This window comes from Streptomyces sp. NPDC006283 (assembly GCF_040613325.1).
Lineage (GTDB): Bacteria > Actinomycetota > Actinomycetes > Streptomycetales > Streptomycetaceae > Streptomyces.
In genome coordinates, this window is record NZ_JBEXRZ010000030.1 from 30569 (window position 1) to 47591 (window position 17023).

General features: G+C 70.9%; 13 protein-coding genes. 6 read left to right on the forward strand and 7 right to left on the reverse strand.

Annotated elements, in window-relative coordinates; genetic code table 11:
* Window positions 1-124 precede the first annotated feature (124 nt).
* Window positions 125-880 carry a helix-turn-helix domain-containing protein gene (locus tag ABZ070_RS09455; RefSeq protein WP_356631686.1) on the reverse strand — a complete coding sequence of 252 codons (756 nt, stop codon included), beginning with the start codon at window positions 878-880 and terminating at the stop codon, window positions 125-127.
* A 242-nt stretch (window positions 881-1122) separates the two neighbouring features.
* Here ABZ070_RS09455 and ABZ070_RS09460 point away from each other — a divergent pair, with 242 nt between their 5' ends.
* From ABZ070_RS09460 to ABZ070_RS09470, 3 genes are read left to right on the forward strand one after another with little or no spacing between them, the layout of a single operon-like run.
* On the forward strand, window positions 1123-1794 hold the full coding sequence (locus tag ABZ070_RS09460; protein ID WP_356631665.1) for a DUF4097 family beta strand repeat-containing protein: 672 nt from the start codon (window positions 1123-1125) through the stop codon (window positions 1792-1794).
* Window positions 1795-1806: 12 nt separating this feature from the next.
* On the forward strand, window positions 1807-2769 hold the full coding sequence (locus ABZ070_RS09465) for an ATP-binding cassette domain-containing protein (RefSeq protein ID WP_356631667.1): 963 nt from the start codon (window positions 1807-1809) through the stop codon (window positions 2767-2769).
* Complete coding sequence (locus ABZ070_RS09470) at window positions 2766-3554, forward strand: ABC transporter permease (RefSeq protein ID WP_356631669.1); 789 nt, start codon at window positions 2766-2768, stop codon at window positions 3552-3554. The genes ABZ070_RS09465 and ABZ070_RS09470 overlap by 4 nt, the downstream gene beginning before the upstream one ends.
* Window positions 3555-3711: 157 nt before the next feature.
* On the opposite strand, the gene ABZ070_RS09475 is transcribed toward ABZ070_RS09470, so the two are convergent.
* Complete coding sequence (locus ABZ070_RS09475; RefSeq protein WP_356631671.1) at window positions 3712-4431, reverse strand: YoaK family protein; 720 nt, start codon at window positions 4429-4431, stop codon at window positions 3712-3714.
* A gap of 208 nt (window positions 4432-4639) precedes the next feature.
* Between ABZ070_RS09475 and ABZ070_RS09480 the strand changes: the two genes are divergently transcribed.
* Both ABZ070_RS09480 and ABZ070_RS09485 read left to right on the forward strand, forming a co-directional pair.
* The gene (locus ABZ070_RS09480; protein ID WP_356631673.1) at window positions 4640-6298 is read left to right on the forward strand and encodes an RNA ligase family protein; all 1659 of its coding nucleotides are present in this window, start codon (window positions 4640-4642) and stop codon (window positions 6296-6298) included.
* A gap of 3 nt (window positions 6299-6301) precedes the next feature.
* The gene (locus ABZ070_RS09485) at window positions 6302-9052 is read left to right on the forward strand and encodes a poly(A) polymerase (protein ID WP_356631675.1); all 2751 of its coding nucleotides are present in this window, start codon (window positions 6302-6304) and stop codon (window positions 9050-9052) included.
* 57 nt (window positions 9053-9109) lie between these two features.
* On the opposite strand, the gene ABZ070_RS09490 is transcribed toward ABZ070_RS09485, so the two are convergent.
* Window positions 9110-9709, reverse strand: coding sequence for a hypothetical protein (locus ABZ070_RS09490; RefSeq protein WP_356631677.1), 600 nt, complete (start codon window positions 9707-9709; stop codon window positions 9110-9112).
* 326 nt (window positions 9710-10035) lie between these two features.
* On the opposite strand from ABZ070_RS09490, the gene ABZ070_RS09495 reads away from it, so the two are divergent.
* Window positions 10036-12144, forward strand: coding sequence for a PIG-L family deacetylase (locus ABZ070_RS09495; RefSeq protein ID WP_356631679.1), 2109 nt, complete (start codon window positions 10036-10038; stop codon window positions 12142-12144).
* A 149-nt stretch (window positions 12145-12293) separates the two neighbouring features.
* On the opposite strand, the gene tuf is transcribed toward ABZ070_RS09495, so the two are convergent.
* The 4 genes from tuf to rpsL all read right to left on the reverse strand — a co-directional run bounded on the left by tuf (window position 12294) and on the right by rpsL (window position 16644).
* Window positions 12294-13487 carry an elongation factor Tu gene (gene tuf, locus ABZ070_RS09500; RefSeq protein WP_356631681.1) on the reverse strand — a complete coding sequence of 398 codons (1194 nt, stop codon included), beginning with the start codon at window positions 13485-13487 and terminating at the stop codon, window positions 12294-12296.
* A gap of 147 nt (window positions 13488-13634) precedes the next feature.
* Complete coding sequence (gene fusA / locus ABZ070_RS09505) at window positions 13635-15761, reverse strand: elongation factor G (protein ID WP_356631683.1); 2127 nt, start codon at window positions 15759-15761, stop codon at window positions 13635-13637.
* A gap of 38 nt (window positions 15762-15799) precedes the next feature.
* Window positions 15800-16270, reverse strand: coding sequence for a 30S ribosomal protein S7 (gene rpsG, locus ABZ070_RS09510; protein WP_147987673.1), 471 nt, complete (start codon window positions 16268-16270; stop codon window positions 15800-15802).
* Window positions 16271-16272: 2 nt separating this feature from the next.
* Complete coding sequence (gene rpsL, locus ABZ070_RS09515; RefSeq protein ID WP_003948652.1) at window positions 16273-16644, reverse strand: 30S ribosomal protein S12; 372 nt, start codon at window positions 16642-16644, stop codon at window positions 16273-16275.
* Window positions 16645-17023: the final 379 nt, after the last annotated feature.

Here is a 17023-nt window from a genome sequence, read left to right on the forward strand (position 1 = left end):
CGCGTGTCAAACACGGGACGCGGGAGCCTGCGCCCGCCGCGCAGCCCGGCGCGTTCGAGGCCCACCCGGACCGCACCGCGCGGGAGTTGGCCAAGGTGTTCACCGCGTCGGCCGGCGAGGCCGCCTATGCGCGATCCGACCCCGGCTCGGCAGGGCCGCCCGGGGTGGCTCCGGCTTTCGTGTGGAGGACCTCGCGGGCCTGCTCCGCGGCGCGGGTCATGCTCTCGGAGACGAAGTCGAGGAAACGCGCGATGTTCTCGAGGCGGGCGGCGGCCGGGGTGTCGGGGCCGAGGATGCCCACACCATGCCGTGCGGTCTCGATGATCCGGGCGTTGGCCTGGGCGCTGGCGATCATCGCCTGGTACCAGACGTCGTCGTCGACGACGTAGCGCTCGCGGCGGCGTTCGTCGCGCTCCCGGCGGACGAGGCCCTGGCTCTCGAGGAACGCGATCGCCTTGGAGATGGACGCCGGACTGACCTGGAGGCGCTGAACGAGTTCGGACGCGGTGAGGCTGCCCGCGTCGGTGAGGTAGAGGCAGGTCATTACGCGGGACATCATCTTGGGCGTACCCGCCTGCATGAGAACCGTGCAGAACATCTCCTCGTACTCGCGCACGGCCTCGGCATCGCGCCCGTAGGCCTGCGGGGGCGCCTGCGCCCCTGGGGGCGCGGTCTGCCGGCGCCGGTGGGCGCGCTGTTCGGTGGCGCGGTGGGCGAGGTCGGCCCGGTAGGCGGTGGGGCCGCCGTTGCGCATCACCTCGCGCGTGATCGTCGAGGTGGGGCGGTCGAGGCCTCTGGCGATCTCCGCGTAGGCGAGGCCGTCGGCCAGTCCCAGCGCGATCTGCTGACGTTCCTGCTGAGTGAGCCTGCCTCCCGGCATCACGGTCTCCTTCGTGGTCGGCGCTGCCGCCACCATAGCGTTCAGTTCCATTCATTGCAACGAACAAGCAGGCCCCTGTTGCATTAGCTTCAGATTCATTGCAATAAATTCCCCGCCTCGACCTGCGATTACTGCGTTTCGACGCAACGATTATGTTGCCAGATCCATGAACGCAACGTAGCGTTTCCATCATCAGAAACGGCGAGCCGACGGAGCGCACGCCGCTGAAGAAGGAGAACGCAATGCAGAAGTTCGACACCCCGGCCCCGGTCTCCGCCGTCCTCGACATCCCCGCGGGACGCATCCGGTTCATCGCCGCCGACCGGGCCGACACCACGGTCGAGATCCTTCCCGCGGACGCCTCGAAGGGCCGCGACGTGAAGGCGGCGGAGCAGATCGCGGTCGCGTACGACGACGGCGTCCTGCGGATCGAGGCGCCACCGGCGAAGAACCGGATCCTCGGCAGCTCCGGATCCATCGAGGTGACCGTCCAGCTGCCCGCCGGCTCCCGCATCGAGGCGAAGGCGGCCGCCGGCGAGTTCCGCGGCGTCGGACGGCTCGGCGACGTCGCCCTCGAGGCGGCGCAGGGCTCGGTCAAGCTCGACGAGGCCGCAAGCGCCCGCCTCACCCTCCTCGCCGGCGACGTCTCGGTCGGCCGCCTGGGCGGACCCGCCGAGATCAGCACCCAGAAGGGCGACATCCGCATCGCCGAGGCCAAGCGCGGCACGGTCGTGCTGCACACCGAGGCCGGCGAGCTGTCGGTCGGCGCCGCCCGCGGCGTCTCCGCCTCCCTGGACGCCGGCACCGCCTACGGCCGGATCCACAACACGCTCAAGAACAGCGACGGCGCCGCCGCCGGCCTGAACATCCACGCGACCACCGCCTACGGCGACATCGTCGCCCGCAGCCTCTGAGGAGCACCGACCATGACCAACTTGGCCATCGCGGCGAACGGGCTGCGCAAGTCCTACGGCGACAAGGTCGTGCTCGACGGCATCGACCTGGCGGTGCCGGCCGGCACCATCTTCTCCCTGCTCGGCCCGAACGGCGCCGGCAAGACCACCGCCGTCAAGATCCTCTCCACCTTCATCACCGCCGACGCCGGCGAGCTGCACGTCGGCGGCCACGATCTGGCCGCGGACCCGCAGGCCGTGCGGGCCGCGATCGGCGTCACCGGGCAGTTCTCCGCCGTCGACGGGTTGATCACCGGCGAGGAGAACATGCTCCTCATGGCGGACCTGCACCACCTGTCCAAGCGCGAGGGACGGCGGGTCGCCACCGAGTTGCTGGAGCGCTTCGACCTGGTCGAGGCCGCGAAGAAGCCCGCCGCCAGCTACTCCGGCGGCATGAAACGCCGCCTCGACATCGCCATGACGCTGGTCGGCAACCCGCGGATCATCTTCCTCGACGAGCCCACCACCGGTCTCGACCCGCGCAGCCGCCACAACATGTGGGGGATCATCCGCGAGCTGGTCTCCGGCGGCGTCACCGTCTTCCTCACCACCCAGTACCTGGAGGAGGCCGACGAACTCGCCGACCGCATCGCGGTACTGAGCAACGGCAAGATCGCCGCCGAGGGGAGCGCCGACGAGCTGAAGCGGCTCATCCCGGGCGGGCACGTCCGGCTGCGGTTCTCCGACCCGTCCGCCTACCAGACCGCCGCCGCCGCGCTGCGTGAGGCCGCCCGGGACGACCAGGCGCTGTCGCTGCAGCTCCCCAGCGACGGCAGCCAGCGCGAGCTGCGCTCCATCCTCGACTGGCTGGACTCGGCCGGCATCGAGGCGGACGAGCTGACCGTGCACACCCCCGACCTCGACGACGTGTTCTTCGCCCTGACCGGCAGCAAGGTGCCCGCCCAGGCCGACCAGCCCAAGGAGACAGTCCGATGAGCACCCTCTCCCTCGCCGTGCGCGACTCCGCCAAGATGCTCCGCCGCAACCTCCTGCACGCGCGGCGCTACCCGTCCCTCACGCTGAACCTGCTGCTCACCCCGGTGATGCTGCTGCTGCTCTTCGTCTACATCTTCGGCGAGGTCATGAGCGCCGGCATGGGCGGCGGCGCCGACCGCGCCGAGTACATCGCCTATGTCGTCCCGGGCATCCTGCTCATGACCATCGGCAGCACCGTCGTCGGGGCCGCGGTGTCGGTCGCCACCGACATGTCCGAGGGCATCATCGCCCGCTTCCGCACGATGGCCATCCACCGCGGCTCCGTGCTCATCGGGCACGTCGTCGGCAGCGTCCTGCAGTCGATCGCCAGCGTGGTCCTCGTCGGCGCCGTCGCCGTGGCCATCGGCTTCCGGTCCACCGACGCCACGACCCTGGAGTGGCTGGCGGCGTTCGGTCTGCTCGCGCTCTTCGCCCTGGCGCTCACCTGGATCGCGGTCGGGATGGGCATGGCCAGCCCGAACGCCGAGGCGGCCAGCAACAGCGCGCTGCCGCTGATCCTCCTGCCGCTCATCTCCAGTGCGTTCACCCCGATCAACGCGATGCCGGGCTGGTTCCAGCCGATCGCCGAGTACCAACCGTTCACGCCGGCCATCGAGACCCTGCGCGGCCTGCTGCTCGGCACCGAGATCGGCCACAACGGATGGCTCGCGGTTGTCTGGTGCATCGCCCTGGCCGCGCTCGGCTACCGCTGGTCGACGGCATCGTTCCGGCGCGACCCGAAGTAGCCGGCCTGAGCACGCGGGCCACCGCCCACAGCTCGTCCCGCCCGAGGGCGGCGCACTCCGACACCGCGTCGGCGTACGCCGCCCCTTCGGCGTTCTCGGCCATCGGTGCGAGTTCCGCGAATGCCCCCGGCTGGCCGAGGGCGCCGCCCGGCCGCCCTCACCCCGGCACCGACGTCCGCTCCCGGGGCAGCGCCGACAGGCCCAGGCCCAGTGCGAGGACGAGCCCCGCCGGGACGGCCAGCACCACGGCCGGATGGACCGACCGGTCCAGCAGCCACGCGCCGAACAGGGCGCCGAAGAACATGGCGAGGATCGACGAAAGCCGCCGCAACTCCACCCCGGTGCCCGAGCCGACCCGGTTGTCGGCCGCCAGCGGGTGGAGCACGACGAGCAGTCCGGTCAGGGCCGTGGTCACCACCGTCGTGGAGGCGCCCGGCACGTTCACCCGCAGCGCCGTCACGTTACGCACACCCATGGCACAGGCCACCATGCCGATCGCCGCGAGGTGGCGCGCGTCCACCGGGCCGCCGGGGCGCTCGATGCCGATGCGCCAGACCACGAATGCGGACGCGCTCAGCAAGAGGCCCTCCCCCACCAGGGCGGCGATGAACCAGCGCCGGCCCAGGGCGTCGATCGCCGACTCGGCCCGCGAGCCACCGACCGCCCCGATCGCGAAGCCCGCCAGGGAAGCCGCCGTCGCGGCGATCGAGATGCCGGCGGTCCCGGCGACAGCGAACCCGAGCAGCAGCAGACTGCCGGTCTGAACGGCCGCGAAGACCGGACCGAGCACGAGGAACGAGACCGCCTCGATCATCCCTGTCGTCACCGTGAGCAGAACCATGATGAACGTCAGCGCCCGCCCGGCCTTGGGTTTCATACGGGGACGGTACGGTCGCCGGACCGTTCCGGCGTCACAGCACAGGGCCCGCCTCACCCCCGCGGGTGAACGCCGTCGCGGGACGGGAGCGGTCCGGGCAACGTACGCGTCCCACGGCCGCCGCCACCGGGCGATATTCGGTCGAAGGCCGTGACTCGCCGCTCCTACAGTGGCAGGACAGCCATTCGACACGGGGGCCCGATTCGTCATGCGTACGCACTATCCACGGACCCGGCATCTGCCGTGGTCGCCCGGTGCGACCGTCGACGATGTCCGGGTCACCGACCTGGCAGGGCTGCGGGGCCGCGAAGTCGTCGTCACCGAGAAGCTCGACGGCGAGAACACCACCCTCTACCGCGACGGGCTGCATGCCCGTTCGCTCGACTCGGCGCATCATCCCTCGCGGACATGGGTGAAGGCCCTCCAGGGGCGGATCGGGCATCACATTCCAGAGGGCTGGCGGGTGTGCGGGGAGAACATGTTCGCCCGGCATTCGATTGCGTACGACGATCTGGACAGCTACTTCTACGGGTTCTCCGTGTGGGACGAGCTCGGCTGGTGCCTCGACTGGGACCGGACCGTGCGGCTTCTGCGCGACCTCGGGATTCCTGTGCCGCGCGTGCTGTGGCGCGGCGAGTTCGACGAGCGGGCGCTGCGGCGACTGCAGCTGGACCTCGGCCGGCAGGAGGGGTTCGTCGTCCGGAGCGTCGACGGCTTCATGGCGGAGGAGTTTGGGCAGCGGGCCGCCAAGTGGGTGCGGGCCGGGCATGTGCAGACCGATACCCACTGGATGCACGCGGCCGTCGTCGAGAACGGGCTCGGGCCGGGGGCCGCCCTGTGGGACGTACGGTCCGGTGCCGCGCCCGACGTGAAGGCGCTCGGCCGTGCCGTCGGCATCGCCGACGGGGACGCCGAGGCCGTCGCCGGGCTGGACCTGGGCGGGCGGACCGGCGACGACCGGCTCGCGGGCGTCCTGGCCGCGATGCTGCACCGCCATCGCCGGGCCGCGCTGGCAGCAAGGCTCGCCTCCCCGCTCGGGATGCCGCTCGCGCGGCGCGTCGCGGACCTCGTCGGGCTGCATCCGGCGCTGCACCGGCCGTACCCGGACGAGAGCAGGCGGGCCGGTCTGGTGCGGCTGTCCCACGCCGCCGACCTCGGCGTGCTGCACGCCGTCGCCCGTGCGACGGCGTCCACGGAAGAGGCACGCGAGCAGGTGGCGTGGTCGTCGCTGCACGCCGAGGACATCGGCGGGCTGGACGACGCCGGGCTGCGGGACGCGTTCGCCGGTCTGACACCGGATGCCGCCGACCGCTGCCGCGCCGAAGCACGCGAGGCATATGCCCAGGGGCGGATCGGCACCGTCGAGGAGGCCGTCGCCGCGACCTGGCGCTGGCGGTCCGGCGACTTTCCGCGGCTGATCCTGATGGTCGGCCCGTCGGGCAGCGGGAAGAGCACCTTCGCCCGCGGGCTGGCCGGGGTGGATGCGTACATCTGCCTCGACGACCTGCGCGAGGCCCGCGGCTCCCGGGCCGACCAGAAGGCCAACGGCGACATCCTGCGCGCGGGCCTGGACCGGCTCGACGCGGCGCTCGCCGCGGGCGGCACCGTGGTATGGGACGCCACGTCCCTCAACCGGCAGCAGCGCTCGCTGGTGCACACGGTCGCCCGGCGCCGCGACGCCCTGGTCACCCATGCCGTCGTCCTCGTCGACGAGGACGAGCTGACCGGGCGCAACGAGCGTCGCGAGCACCCCGTTCCGCCACAGGTGCTCACCACCCAGCTGCACCGCTTCGGCCCGCCGTACCCGGGCGAGGCCCACCGCACCTGGTACATCGGGACGAGCGGAACCGTCGAGGAAGAGGTCTGACCGGTGCGTACGAGCGACGAGATCTACCACCGGGTGCGCTGGGACGCACGGTTCGACCCGGCCCGCTTCGTGATCGGCGTCCTGCAGCGCGGTGCCGCGCCCAAGCGGGTACCGCTGTCCGCGTTCGTGCCCGGCGGCGAGATTCCGTGGCACCGGGTCCTGTTCTTCGAGGCGGACGGCGAGGTCGTCTGGGACCGGTCCACCGGCGTGGACCGCATCGACGACACCGACGCCGGGCGGGTACGGGAGGCACGGCGGCTGCGTGCCCCGTTCTTCACCGCACGGACGCCGCACATCTGGGAGAAGGACGGCTGGGTGCCCGCGCGGACACCCAAGGGTGCGCCGGGACGTCTGCGCGTACTGACCTGGAACACGCTCTGGGACCGCTACGACAGCGACCGCATCGACACCGCGCTGCGCAGACCGCTGCTCGTCGACGCCCTCCGCGACGCGGACGCGGACATCATCGCCCTCCAGGAGGTGGAGCCCTCGCTCCTCACCCTGCTGCTGCGGGCGCCCTGGGTGCGACGCGGCTACACGCTGGGCACGGACCCCGCGGGGCGGGACGTCGACGAGTGCGGGCTGCTGCTGCTCAGCCGACTGCCCGTTCGGGAGGTCGGCCATCATGTCCTCGGCCCGCACAAGGCGGTGACCGCTCTTGTCGTCGAAACCGACGGCGGGCCGGTCACGGTCGCCGCGACGCACCTCAGCAGCGACCACTCCGAGGACGGCGCGGCCCGGCGGGACGCCGAACTGGCGCGCATCGCGGAGGGTTTGGCGACCCTGGACGGGGACGTCGTCCTGGTGGGCGACTTCAACGACGGCGGCGACGGACCGACGACGGCCCTCGGTATGCGGGACGCCTGGAGCGATGTGCACGGAGCCGGCGACCGTACGCCGACGTTCGACCCGGTCACCAATCCGCTGGCCGCCGTCTCGTCGCTGACGGGGCGGGTGTCGCGGCTGGACCGGGTGCTGCTGCGGGCCGACGGGCTGCGGGCGGAATCCGGCGTCCTGCGCGGACGGACTCCCACACCGGAAGGGCTGTTCATCTCCGACCACTACGGAGTGGAGGTCGAGCTCGTCCCCGTCGGCGAAGGGCCGGCTCCCGGCGTTCTCGACATACGGCCCACGGCGCGGACAGCCGTGGCATGGATCCCGCCCGCGGAGCTGTGGCCGCCGCTGCAGAACATCCGCCGCGACCACGACCCGCAGATCCACCGCTGGCCGCCGCACGTCAACGTGCTCTTCGGCTTCGTTCCCGAGTCCGACTTCGAGGCGGCCGCCCCGCTGCTCGCCGAGGCCGTGACGGCGGTCGCACCGTTCGAGGCCCGGCTCGAGGGCGTGCACAGCTTCGGGCACCGGGAGGACGCGACCGTCTGGCTGGACCCGGCGGCGGCCGGGGAGGAGCCGTGGCAGGAGCTGCGCCGGGCCCTGGAGCAGCGGTTCCCGCGCTGCCACGGCCGCCGGGAGGGCTTCACTCCCCATCTGAGCCTGGGCCGGACGAAGAACCCGCAGCCGTTGACCGCCGAGTGCGCGGGCCGGCTGGCGTCACTGTCCGTCCGCGTGGGCGAGCTGGTCCTCCTGTCCCGGCGCGGCGACGAGCCGATGCGGGTACGGGCGGCGGTGGCACTGGGCACGGGCGAGGTGCGGTGGATGCCGGACGAGGCTCCTCCCGTGCGCCAGGCCGGGGACGCGACCCGTACGGCGCGGCGCGTCGCGGAGGCGCTGCCCGAGGGGGCCGTCCATGTCGTCGGCTCACGGCGCATGGGCTGCGCTCTGCCGGGCGCCGACCTGGACCTGGTCTCGGCGCTGCCCGGCACACCGGAACTAGCGGATGTACGCGCCCGGTTGAGGGACGCCCTGCCCGAGGCCACGGACGTACGGGAGGTGGTCGGCGCACGCGTCCCCGGGCTGCGGCTGAACGCCGGCGGCCTGGACGTGGACCTGGCCGTCGTCGCCACCGGCCCTGTCGCCCCGGCCGAAGCGGTCGCCTGCCGGGTCGAGTTGGGTGAGGACGCGGCCGTCGCGCTGAGCGCGGTGAGCGACGCCGACGCGCTGCTCACCACGGTCGGCGACCGCCGCGAGGCGTTCACTCACCTGGCGCGGGAGGTCAAGGCATGGGCCGGCGCCCGCGGCCTGGACTCCGCCCCGTGCGGCGGGCTCCCCGGCCTCGCCTGGTCCCTCCTCGCCGCCCACACGGTCCGGGAGGCCGGTGAAGCGCCGCCCGACGAACTGCTGCGCCACTTCTTCGCGACCTGGGCGGCCTGGGACTGGCACGAGCCGGTCGGCGGGCCCGCCCGACCGGACCTCCCGGTCACGGTCTGGACCCCGACAGAGCCGGTGCGTCCCTGCTCGGAGCAGGTCACGGCAGGCATGCGGGACCTGTTCTCGCAGGAACTGTTCCGCGCCTGGGAGCTCTTGGAGTCCCGCTCCCCCGCCGAACCACTGCTCGCCCCTCCCCCGCTGCACCGCCGCCACGCGGCCTGGGCGGTCGTGACCGCGCGCGCCGAGGACGAGGGCCGGGTCCGCGGCCGGATGCGGGCCCTGCTGACCGACCTGGCCGTGCTCGCCCCCGAGTCCCACGCCTGGCCACGCCCCTTCGGCGCGGACCCGGTCCGCTACGCGATCGGTCTCGGCCCGACCCCGCCGGACGGGGCCGCGATCGACGCGATTGCGCAGCAGCGGCTGCGGGGACTGCCCGCGGTGACGCTCAGGCGGGCGCAGAACGGTGAGGTGCCGACGCTGCGCTGACGCGGGCGCCGGAGACGCCGGCCGTGCCCGTTGCCGTGCCCGCGGTCCGGGCCGCCCTCACTCCCACTCCACCAGGTGTCCCCGGTGCCGTACGCATCCCCCGTCGGCGACGAGTTCCGGCTCGTCGGAGTACCAGCCAGGGCGCAGCGACAGTGCGACGCCGTGGTCGTCCGTGGCCCGGACGCCCGGCAGGCCGGCTCCCGGCTCGTCCGCGGCGCGGGCGGGGATGTCCTCCACCGTCAGGCCCTGCGCCGACCATTCGCGGCGGAGGGTGTCGACCGCTGCCGTGTACGCCGCGCGGCTCTCGAAGTCGGGCTTCCAGGTGACGGTCGGCTGGTCGCGGACGACGCCCTCCGGGTCGACCCCGAGGTCGTCCTTGCAGGACACGCCGGCCGTCTCCCTCCCGTCGACCACGGATGACGGGTCGAGGCCCAGCCGCCGCACCGCGTCCTCACCGGCTTCCTCGGTGTGCCGCAGATGCTCGCGGAACTCCGTCTCCGACAGCACCGGGCCGTCCGCCATCCCCAGGCCCCACAGAGCAATGACCGGGAGGAGGAGCACCGTCAGCGCCCCACCCACGATGAGTGCCAGGATGCGGCGCCGGCGCTTCGTGACGCGGTCCGAGGCCTGCGTGGCGGGAGAGGGGGTCGTCGTCATGGCCTCATCCCAGCAGGCGGCTCGGCCGGGCAGCAGCGCTCCCGTACTCAGAAGCCGGTGAGTACTCACCCGTCACCCGGCCCGTCCGGCACGGCAGGCCGGACCTCGCTGTGTGACCGGACAGGTGCGTCACATCCCCCGCCCCGCGAGCAACCCCGGCCCTTGTGGCGCCGTCTAGTTGATCGCGGAGGGGACTGCTGACCAGCCTGTCCGCGCCTGGGGAGATCACAGTACGCAGACGGGGGCACGGGCCCGGCCGCTGCGGGGGGGAAGCGGACGGAGCACAAGTGGACGAGAGAGCTGTGTCAGGGCTGCGTAGCCTTGCCGTGAGCCGGCCCCGGCGGCGCAGTGTCGTCGCCGCGCTGACCGCCCTGACGGCGTCCGCCTGTGCCGCCGCGCTCACGTCGTGCTCGGTGCCCGCACCCCGCCGCACCGGTCCCACCGCCGATCCCGCCCCCGGTATGCCCATCGCCACCTCGCGGCGTGCGCAGCTGATGCAGATACTGGCGCACCCCGACGACGACCTGTACTTCATGAACCCGGACGCCCAGCAGATGCTGGACTCGGGCGTCCCCCTGGTGTGCGTCTACGTCACCGCCGGCGAGCACAACGGCGTCAACCACATACCCGGCCGGCCGGACGGTCCCGCTGACAAGGGGGCGTACTCCTCCGCCCGCCATCAGGGGCTGCGCCAGGCGTACGCGTCCCTGCTCGGGCTCGACAAGTTCACCGAGTGGCAGAAGGGCGTCGCCACACTCCGCGGCGACCGGCGGGCCGAGATCAACACGCTGGCCGACGGCAACCGCCGCGTCGAGCTGATCTTCCTCAACCTCTCTATGCACGCTCCTCGCCGTTGGACGGCCGTGCCCAGCCTCTGGCACGACCGTGCGCTGAGCGTGCCGACCGCGATCACCGACGGCTCCCCCGTCCGCCGGGCCGACAGCTACGGCTACGACGACCTGACGGACGTCCTCGTCGGCCTGATGGAGCGGTACCGGCCCACCGTGATCCACACCCTCGATCCGGACCCGGACATCCAGCACAGCGACGAGGCCACCCGCAAGCGGGACAGCGAACAGCCCGGCTACTCGGACCACGCCGACCACACCGCCGTCGCCTCGTTCAGCTGGGCGGCGATGGTGCGCTGGGTGGCCGCCGCCACCAGGGACGGCGGCGGCATACCGGCGTTCGTCGCCACCTCGTTCCGCGGCTACTACAACCGCCACTGGCCCAAGAACCTGCCGCCGCGGCTGATCGAGGAGAAGGCCGCCCACCTGGTCCCGTACGGCGGTGACCCCGGCTGGGAGTGCGGCAACAGCGGCGGCTGCGGCGACTACAACGTCGGGGGCAGGCGCCCGTTGACCAACAAGAAGGGCTGGGTGCGTTCGACCCACTACCGCTACCCGGGCGCCCGCCCCGCCGTGGCCATGGAGCCCGACGGCCGGCTCTCCGCGTACGGGGTCCTGGGCCTTAGGGCGGTCCGCTGGCGGGAGACCCTGCCGGGCAGCGGCCGGTGGAGCGAACCGGACGACCTCGGCGGCGGCCCGCTGGCGCCCTCGCTGGGGGCGACCGCCCTCAAGGACGGCCGCCAGCTCCTCTTCGCCCTGCGCTTCTCCGCGATCAGCGGTCACGGCGGGAGCAACACCCGGGAGATCGTGCTGTTGGAGCAGCGCTCCGCGGGCGGCGCGTTCCTCGCCTGGCGAGGCCTCGGCAATCCGGAGCACACCGACGACCGGGGGCGGCGCATCGGCGTGCCGGTGGCCGTCACCGCACCCGACGGCCGCGTCCATCTGTTCGTGCGCAACGCGGACAAGGGCGTGAGCACCAGGGTCCGTGGCGCGGACGGCCGCTGGGCCGGCTGGCAGACGCTCGACGGTGCCGCAGAGATACAGGACGGCCTGTCCACCGTGGTGGACGGCACCGGCCGGGTTCATGTCTTCGGCGCGGGCCACGACTGCGTTCACCACTGGACCCAGGAGGCCCCCGGCCGTCCGCTGCGCCACCGGCCCGCCGGACGGCTGCCGGCCGCGGTCGGCACCCCGGCGGCACTGGCCGGCGCGGACGGCTCCGTACAGCTGCTGTACCGAACGGAGCGGCCGTGGAAGCGGGTCTCGAGCCGGGACTCGCGCGGCAGCGCGTCCCCGGAGCTGACCCGGCTGAGCGCGGGCGGCGAACGGCTGCCCCCGGTCTCCTTCGAGGGGTACGGCCCGGTCGGCGCGGCAGGCGGCCCCGACGGGCTCGCCCTGCTGGGCAGGGACCTGCGCGGACGGATCCAGCTGCGCTTCGAGGACCGGTTGCTGACGCGCGGCGCGGGGCCGGTGGCGCTCGACACCCCCACGCTGGACGTCACTGCCGCGGGGGCCACGGTCGTCGGCCTGGGCCCGGACGCGCACCCCTGGATCTGGTCACCGCCGGCGGGCAGCGCCGCGGGCTAGGGCGCTGGATCCTGCCCGGCTCGCGGGCCTTCGACCGCCGCACCAATCCGCGCCCCGGCCGCCGGACGCCGCGCATGACGAAGGGCCCCGCACCTGACGGTGCGGGGCCCTTCTTGCAGCTCAGCGAGCTACCAGGTCAAACCACCGAATTACTTGGTGATCTTGGTGACCTGGCCGGCGCCCACGGTCCGGCCACCCTCACGGATGGCGAACTTCAGGCCCTCTTCCATGGCGACCGGCTGGATCAGCTGGACGGACATCTGGGTGTTGTCGCCCGGCATGACCATCTCGGTGCCCTCGGGGAGGGTCACAACACCGGTCACGTCAGTCGTACGGAAGTAGAACTGCGGACGGTAGTTGTTGAAGAACGGCGTGTGGCGGCCACCCTCGTCCTTGGACAGGATGTAGGCCTGGGCCTCGAACTCGGTGTGCGGCGTGACCGAACCGGGCTTGATGATGACCTGGCCGCGCTCGACGTCCTCGCGCTTGATGCCACGGAGGAGCAGACCGACGTTCTCACCGGCCTGGCCCTCGTCGAGCAGCTTGCGGAACATCTCGATGCCGGTGACCGTGGTGGTGGTCTTCTCCTGCTTGATACCGACGATGTCGACGGTCTCGTTGACCTTGAGGACACCACGCTCGATACGGCCGGTGACGACGGTGCCACGACCGGTGATCGTGAAGACGTCCTCGATCGGCATCAGGAACGGCTTGTCGACGTCACGCTCGGGCTGCGGGATCGCCTCGTCGACGGCGGCCATCAGGTTCAGGACCGACTGGCCCCACTCCTTGTCGCCCTCGAGCGCCTTGAGCGCCGAGACCTTGACGACCGGCAGGTCGTCGCCCGGGAACTCGTACTCGGAGAGGAGCTCACGCACCTCGAGCTCGACGAGCTCCAGGATCTCCTCGTCGTCCACCATGTCGGCCTTGTTCAGGGCGACGACGATGTACGGAACGCCGACCTGGCGGGCCAGGAGCACGTGCTCCTTGGTCTGCGGCATCGGGCCGTCGGTGGCCGCGACCACGAGGATGGCGCCGTCCATCTGCGCCGCACCCGTGATCATGTTCTTGATGTAGTCCGCGTGACCGGGGCAGTCGACGTGGGCGTAGTGACGCGACTCGGTCTGGTACTCGACGTGCGCGATGGAGATGGTGATACCGCGCTGGCGCTCCTCAGGAGCCTTGTCGATCTGGTCGAAGGCCGAGGCCTCGTTCAGGTCCGGGTACGCGTCGTGCAGCACCTTGGTAATGGCGGCCGTGAGGGTCGTCTTACCGTGGTCGATGTGACCGATGGTGCCGATGTTGACGTGCGGCTTAGTCCGCTCGAACTTCGCCTTCGCCACTGGGGTCCTCCTGGAGTGGTTCTGAACGCCTTGCTTCATCGGCGCCAGGTGATCTTTGCTGGGATGCCCTCCGCCGGGATCCGGTCCTCGGTGTCGGGGGCGAACCCCGGCGGATGGTGTCAAGCCTAAAGCGTGGACTCGGAAGAGTTACTCGCCCTTGGCCTTCGCGATGATCTCCTCGGCGACGTTCCGCGGAACCTCGGCGTAGGAGTCGAACTGCATCGAGTAGCTTGCGCGACCCGAGGTCTTGCTGCGGAGGTCTCCGACGTAGCCGAACATCTCCGAGAGGGGCACGAGGCCCTTCACGACGCGAGCGCCGCTGCGCTCCTCCATGGCCTGAATCTGACCACGGCGGGAGTTGATGTCGCCGATGACCTCACCCATGTAGTCCTCGGGCGTGGTGACCTCGACGGACATCATCGGCTCGAGCAGTACGGGCGAAGCCTTGCGCGCGGCCTCCTTGAAGGCCTGCGAACCGGCGATCTTGAAGGCGAGCTCGGAGGAGTCGACCTCGTGGTAGCCACCGTCGAGAAGAATGACGCGAACGCCGGTCATCTCGTAGCCGGCCAGGATGCCGAACTGCATGGCCTCCTGCGCACCCGCGTCCACCGAAGGGATGTACTCCTTGGGGATGCGGCCACCGGTGACCTTGTTCACGAACTCGTACGAGGCGTCGCCGCCCTCGATCGGCTCGATCGCGATCTGCACCTTGGCGAACTGACCGGTACCACCGGTCTGCTTCTTGTGGGTGTAGTCGTGACGCTCGACGGTCTTGCGGATCGTCTCGCGGTAGGCGACCTGCGGCTTGCCGACGTTGGCCTCGACCTTGAACTCGCGGCGCATACGGTCGACGAGGACGTCGAGGTGAAGCTCGCCCATACCACCGATGATGGTCTGGCCGGTCTCCTCGTCCGAGTGAACCTGGAAGGAGGGGTCCTCCTCCGCGAGACGCTGGATGGCAACACCCAGCTTCTCCTGGTCACCCTTGGACTTGGGCTCGATGGCGACCTGAATGACCGGCGCCGGGAAGTCCATGGACTCCAGGATCACCGGGTTCTTCTCGTCGCACAGCGTCTCACCGGTGGTGGTCTGCTTCAGGCCCATGACGGCGACGATGTCGCCGGCGCCCACCGCGTCGATCTCCTCACGCTTGTTCGCGTGCATGCGGTAGATCTTGCCGATGCGCTCCTTCTTGCCCTTGACGGAGTTCAGCACCGAGGTGCCGGCCTCCAGGCGACCCGAGTAGACCCGGATGAAGGTGAGCTTGCCGAGGTGCGGGTCGCTCGCGATCTTGAACGCGAGGGCCGACAGCGGCTCGGACTCGGACGGCTTGCGCGAGACGACCTGCTCCGCGTCCTTGACGTCGTGGCCCTCGATGGCCTCGACGTCCAGGGGGGAGGGGAGGTAGCGCACGACCGCGTCGAGCAGGGGCTGGACGCCCTTGTTCTTGAACGCGGTGCCACAGAACACCGGGGTGACCGTGGTGTCGCCACCCTTGCCGGAGGCAATGGTGATGCGACGGATCGCGGCGTAGAGCTGCTCCTCGGTGGGCTCCTGGCCCTCGAGGAAGAGCTCCATGATCTCTTCGTCGTTCTCGGCGACGGTCTCGACCAGCTTGCCGCGCCACTCCTCGGCGGCCTCGGCGTGCGTGGCCGGGATGTCGACGACGTCGTACATCTCGCCCTTGGTGGCCTCGGCGGACCAGACAAGAGCCTTCATACGAACGAGGTCGACGACGCCCTTGAAGTCGGCCTCGGCACCGATCGGGAGCTGCATGACGATCGGGGTCGCACCGAGGCGGCTCACGATCATGTCGACACAGCGGTGGAACTCGGCACCGGTGCGGTCGAGCTTGTTGACGAAGCAGATGCGCGGCACGCCGTAACGGTCGGCCTGGCGCCACACCGTCTCGGACTGCGGCTCCACACCGGCGACACCGTCGAACACGGTCACGGCGCCGTCGAGGACGCGGAGCGAACGCTCCACCTCGACGGTGAAGTCGACGTGACCCGGGGTGTCGATGATGTTGATGGTGTGGTCGACGTCCTCGAGCGGCCAGTGACAGGTCGTCGCGGCGGACGTGATGGTGATGCCGCGCTCCTGCTCCTGCTCCATCCAGTCCATCGTGGCAGCGCCGTCGTGGACCTCACCGATCTTGTAGCTCACACCGGTGTAGAACAGGATGCGCTCGGTGGTCGTCGTCTTGCCCGCGTCGATGTGGGCCATGATCCCGATGTTGCGGACCTTGGCCAGGTCAAGCGAAGTGGTGGCCATAAGGCTCAATCTTCTCTCGGTCTCGATGTGGGTAGCGACTACCAGCGGTAGTGCGCGAAGGCCTTGTTGGACTCGGCCATCTTGTGCGTGTCCTCACGCTTCTTGACCGAAGCGCCGAGGCCGTTGGAGGCGTCGAGCAGTTCGTTCATGAGGCGCTCGGTCATGGTCTTCTCGCGGCGGGCGCGGGAGTAACCCACGACCCAGCGGAGCGCGAGGGTGGCGGCACGACCGGGCTTGACCTCGATCGGCACCTGGTAGGTGGCGCCACCGACACGGCGGGACTTGACCTCGAGAGACGGCTTGACGTTCTCGAGGGCGCGCTTCAGCGTGATGACCGGGTCTGCGCCGGTCTTCTCGCGGAGGCCTTCCATGGCGCCGTAGACGATGCGCTCAGCGGTGGAACGCTTGCCGTTGAGCAGGATCTTGTTGATGAGCGAGGTCACCAGAGGAGAACCGTAAACCGGGTCGATGATGACCGGGCGCTTCGGGGCGGGGCCCTTACGAGGCATTCTTACTTCTCCTTCTTGGCGCCGTAGCGGCTGCGGGCCTGCTTGCGGTTCTTGACACCCTGGGTGTCAAGGGAACCGCGGATGATCTTGTAACGAACACCCGGCAGGTCCTTCACACGGCCACCACGCACGAGCACGATGGAGTGCTCCTGCAGGTTGTGTCCCTCACCCGGGATGTAGGCCGTGACCTCGATGCCGGAGGTCAGACGCACACGCGCGACCTTACGGAGGGCCGAGTTCGGCTTCTTCGGGGTGGTCGTGAACACACGCGTGCAGACGCCGCGGCGCTGAGGAGAACCCTCAAGTGCGGGCGTCTTGTTCTTCTCGACCTTGTCCTGCCGGCCCTTGCGGACCAGCTGCTGGATCGTAGGCACTACTTCTCCGGTTTCTGTGTGCCGTCAGTGAAGCTAACCTGGAACGTCGCCGACCCACGCGGTCGGGTGTGTCGAATACTGCGGACCCCCGCCGCCAGGGCGGAAAGGGCGCAGATTGCGGTGGCCGGTCCAGGACTCGCCGTGCGGCAGAGGACACGCACACGAGCCCAGGCACACCCCAGGCACAAGGTCTGAGCGTACCTACCGCATGGACTCCGGTCAAAACAAATGCCCGCGCGGGGCGGCCGTCTGCCCAGCGGGGACGTCCCCGGAGCCCTTTCGGCCCCCGCCGGGAGAAGGCGAGCAGCCACACTTCCCCGAGCACGGCCCGCCGACCTCCACATCGAGGCCGGGTGGCGCGTTGGCGCCGGCGATCTTG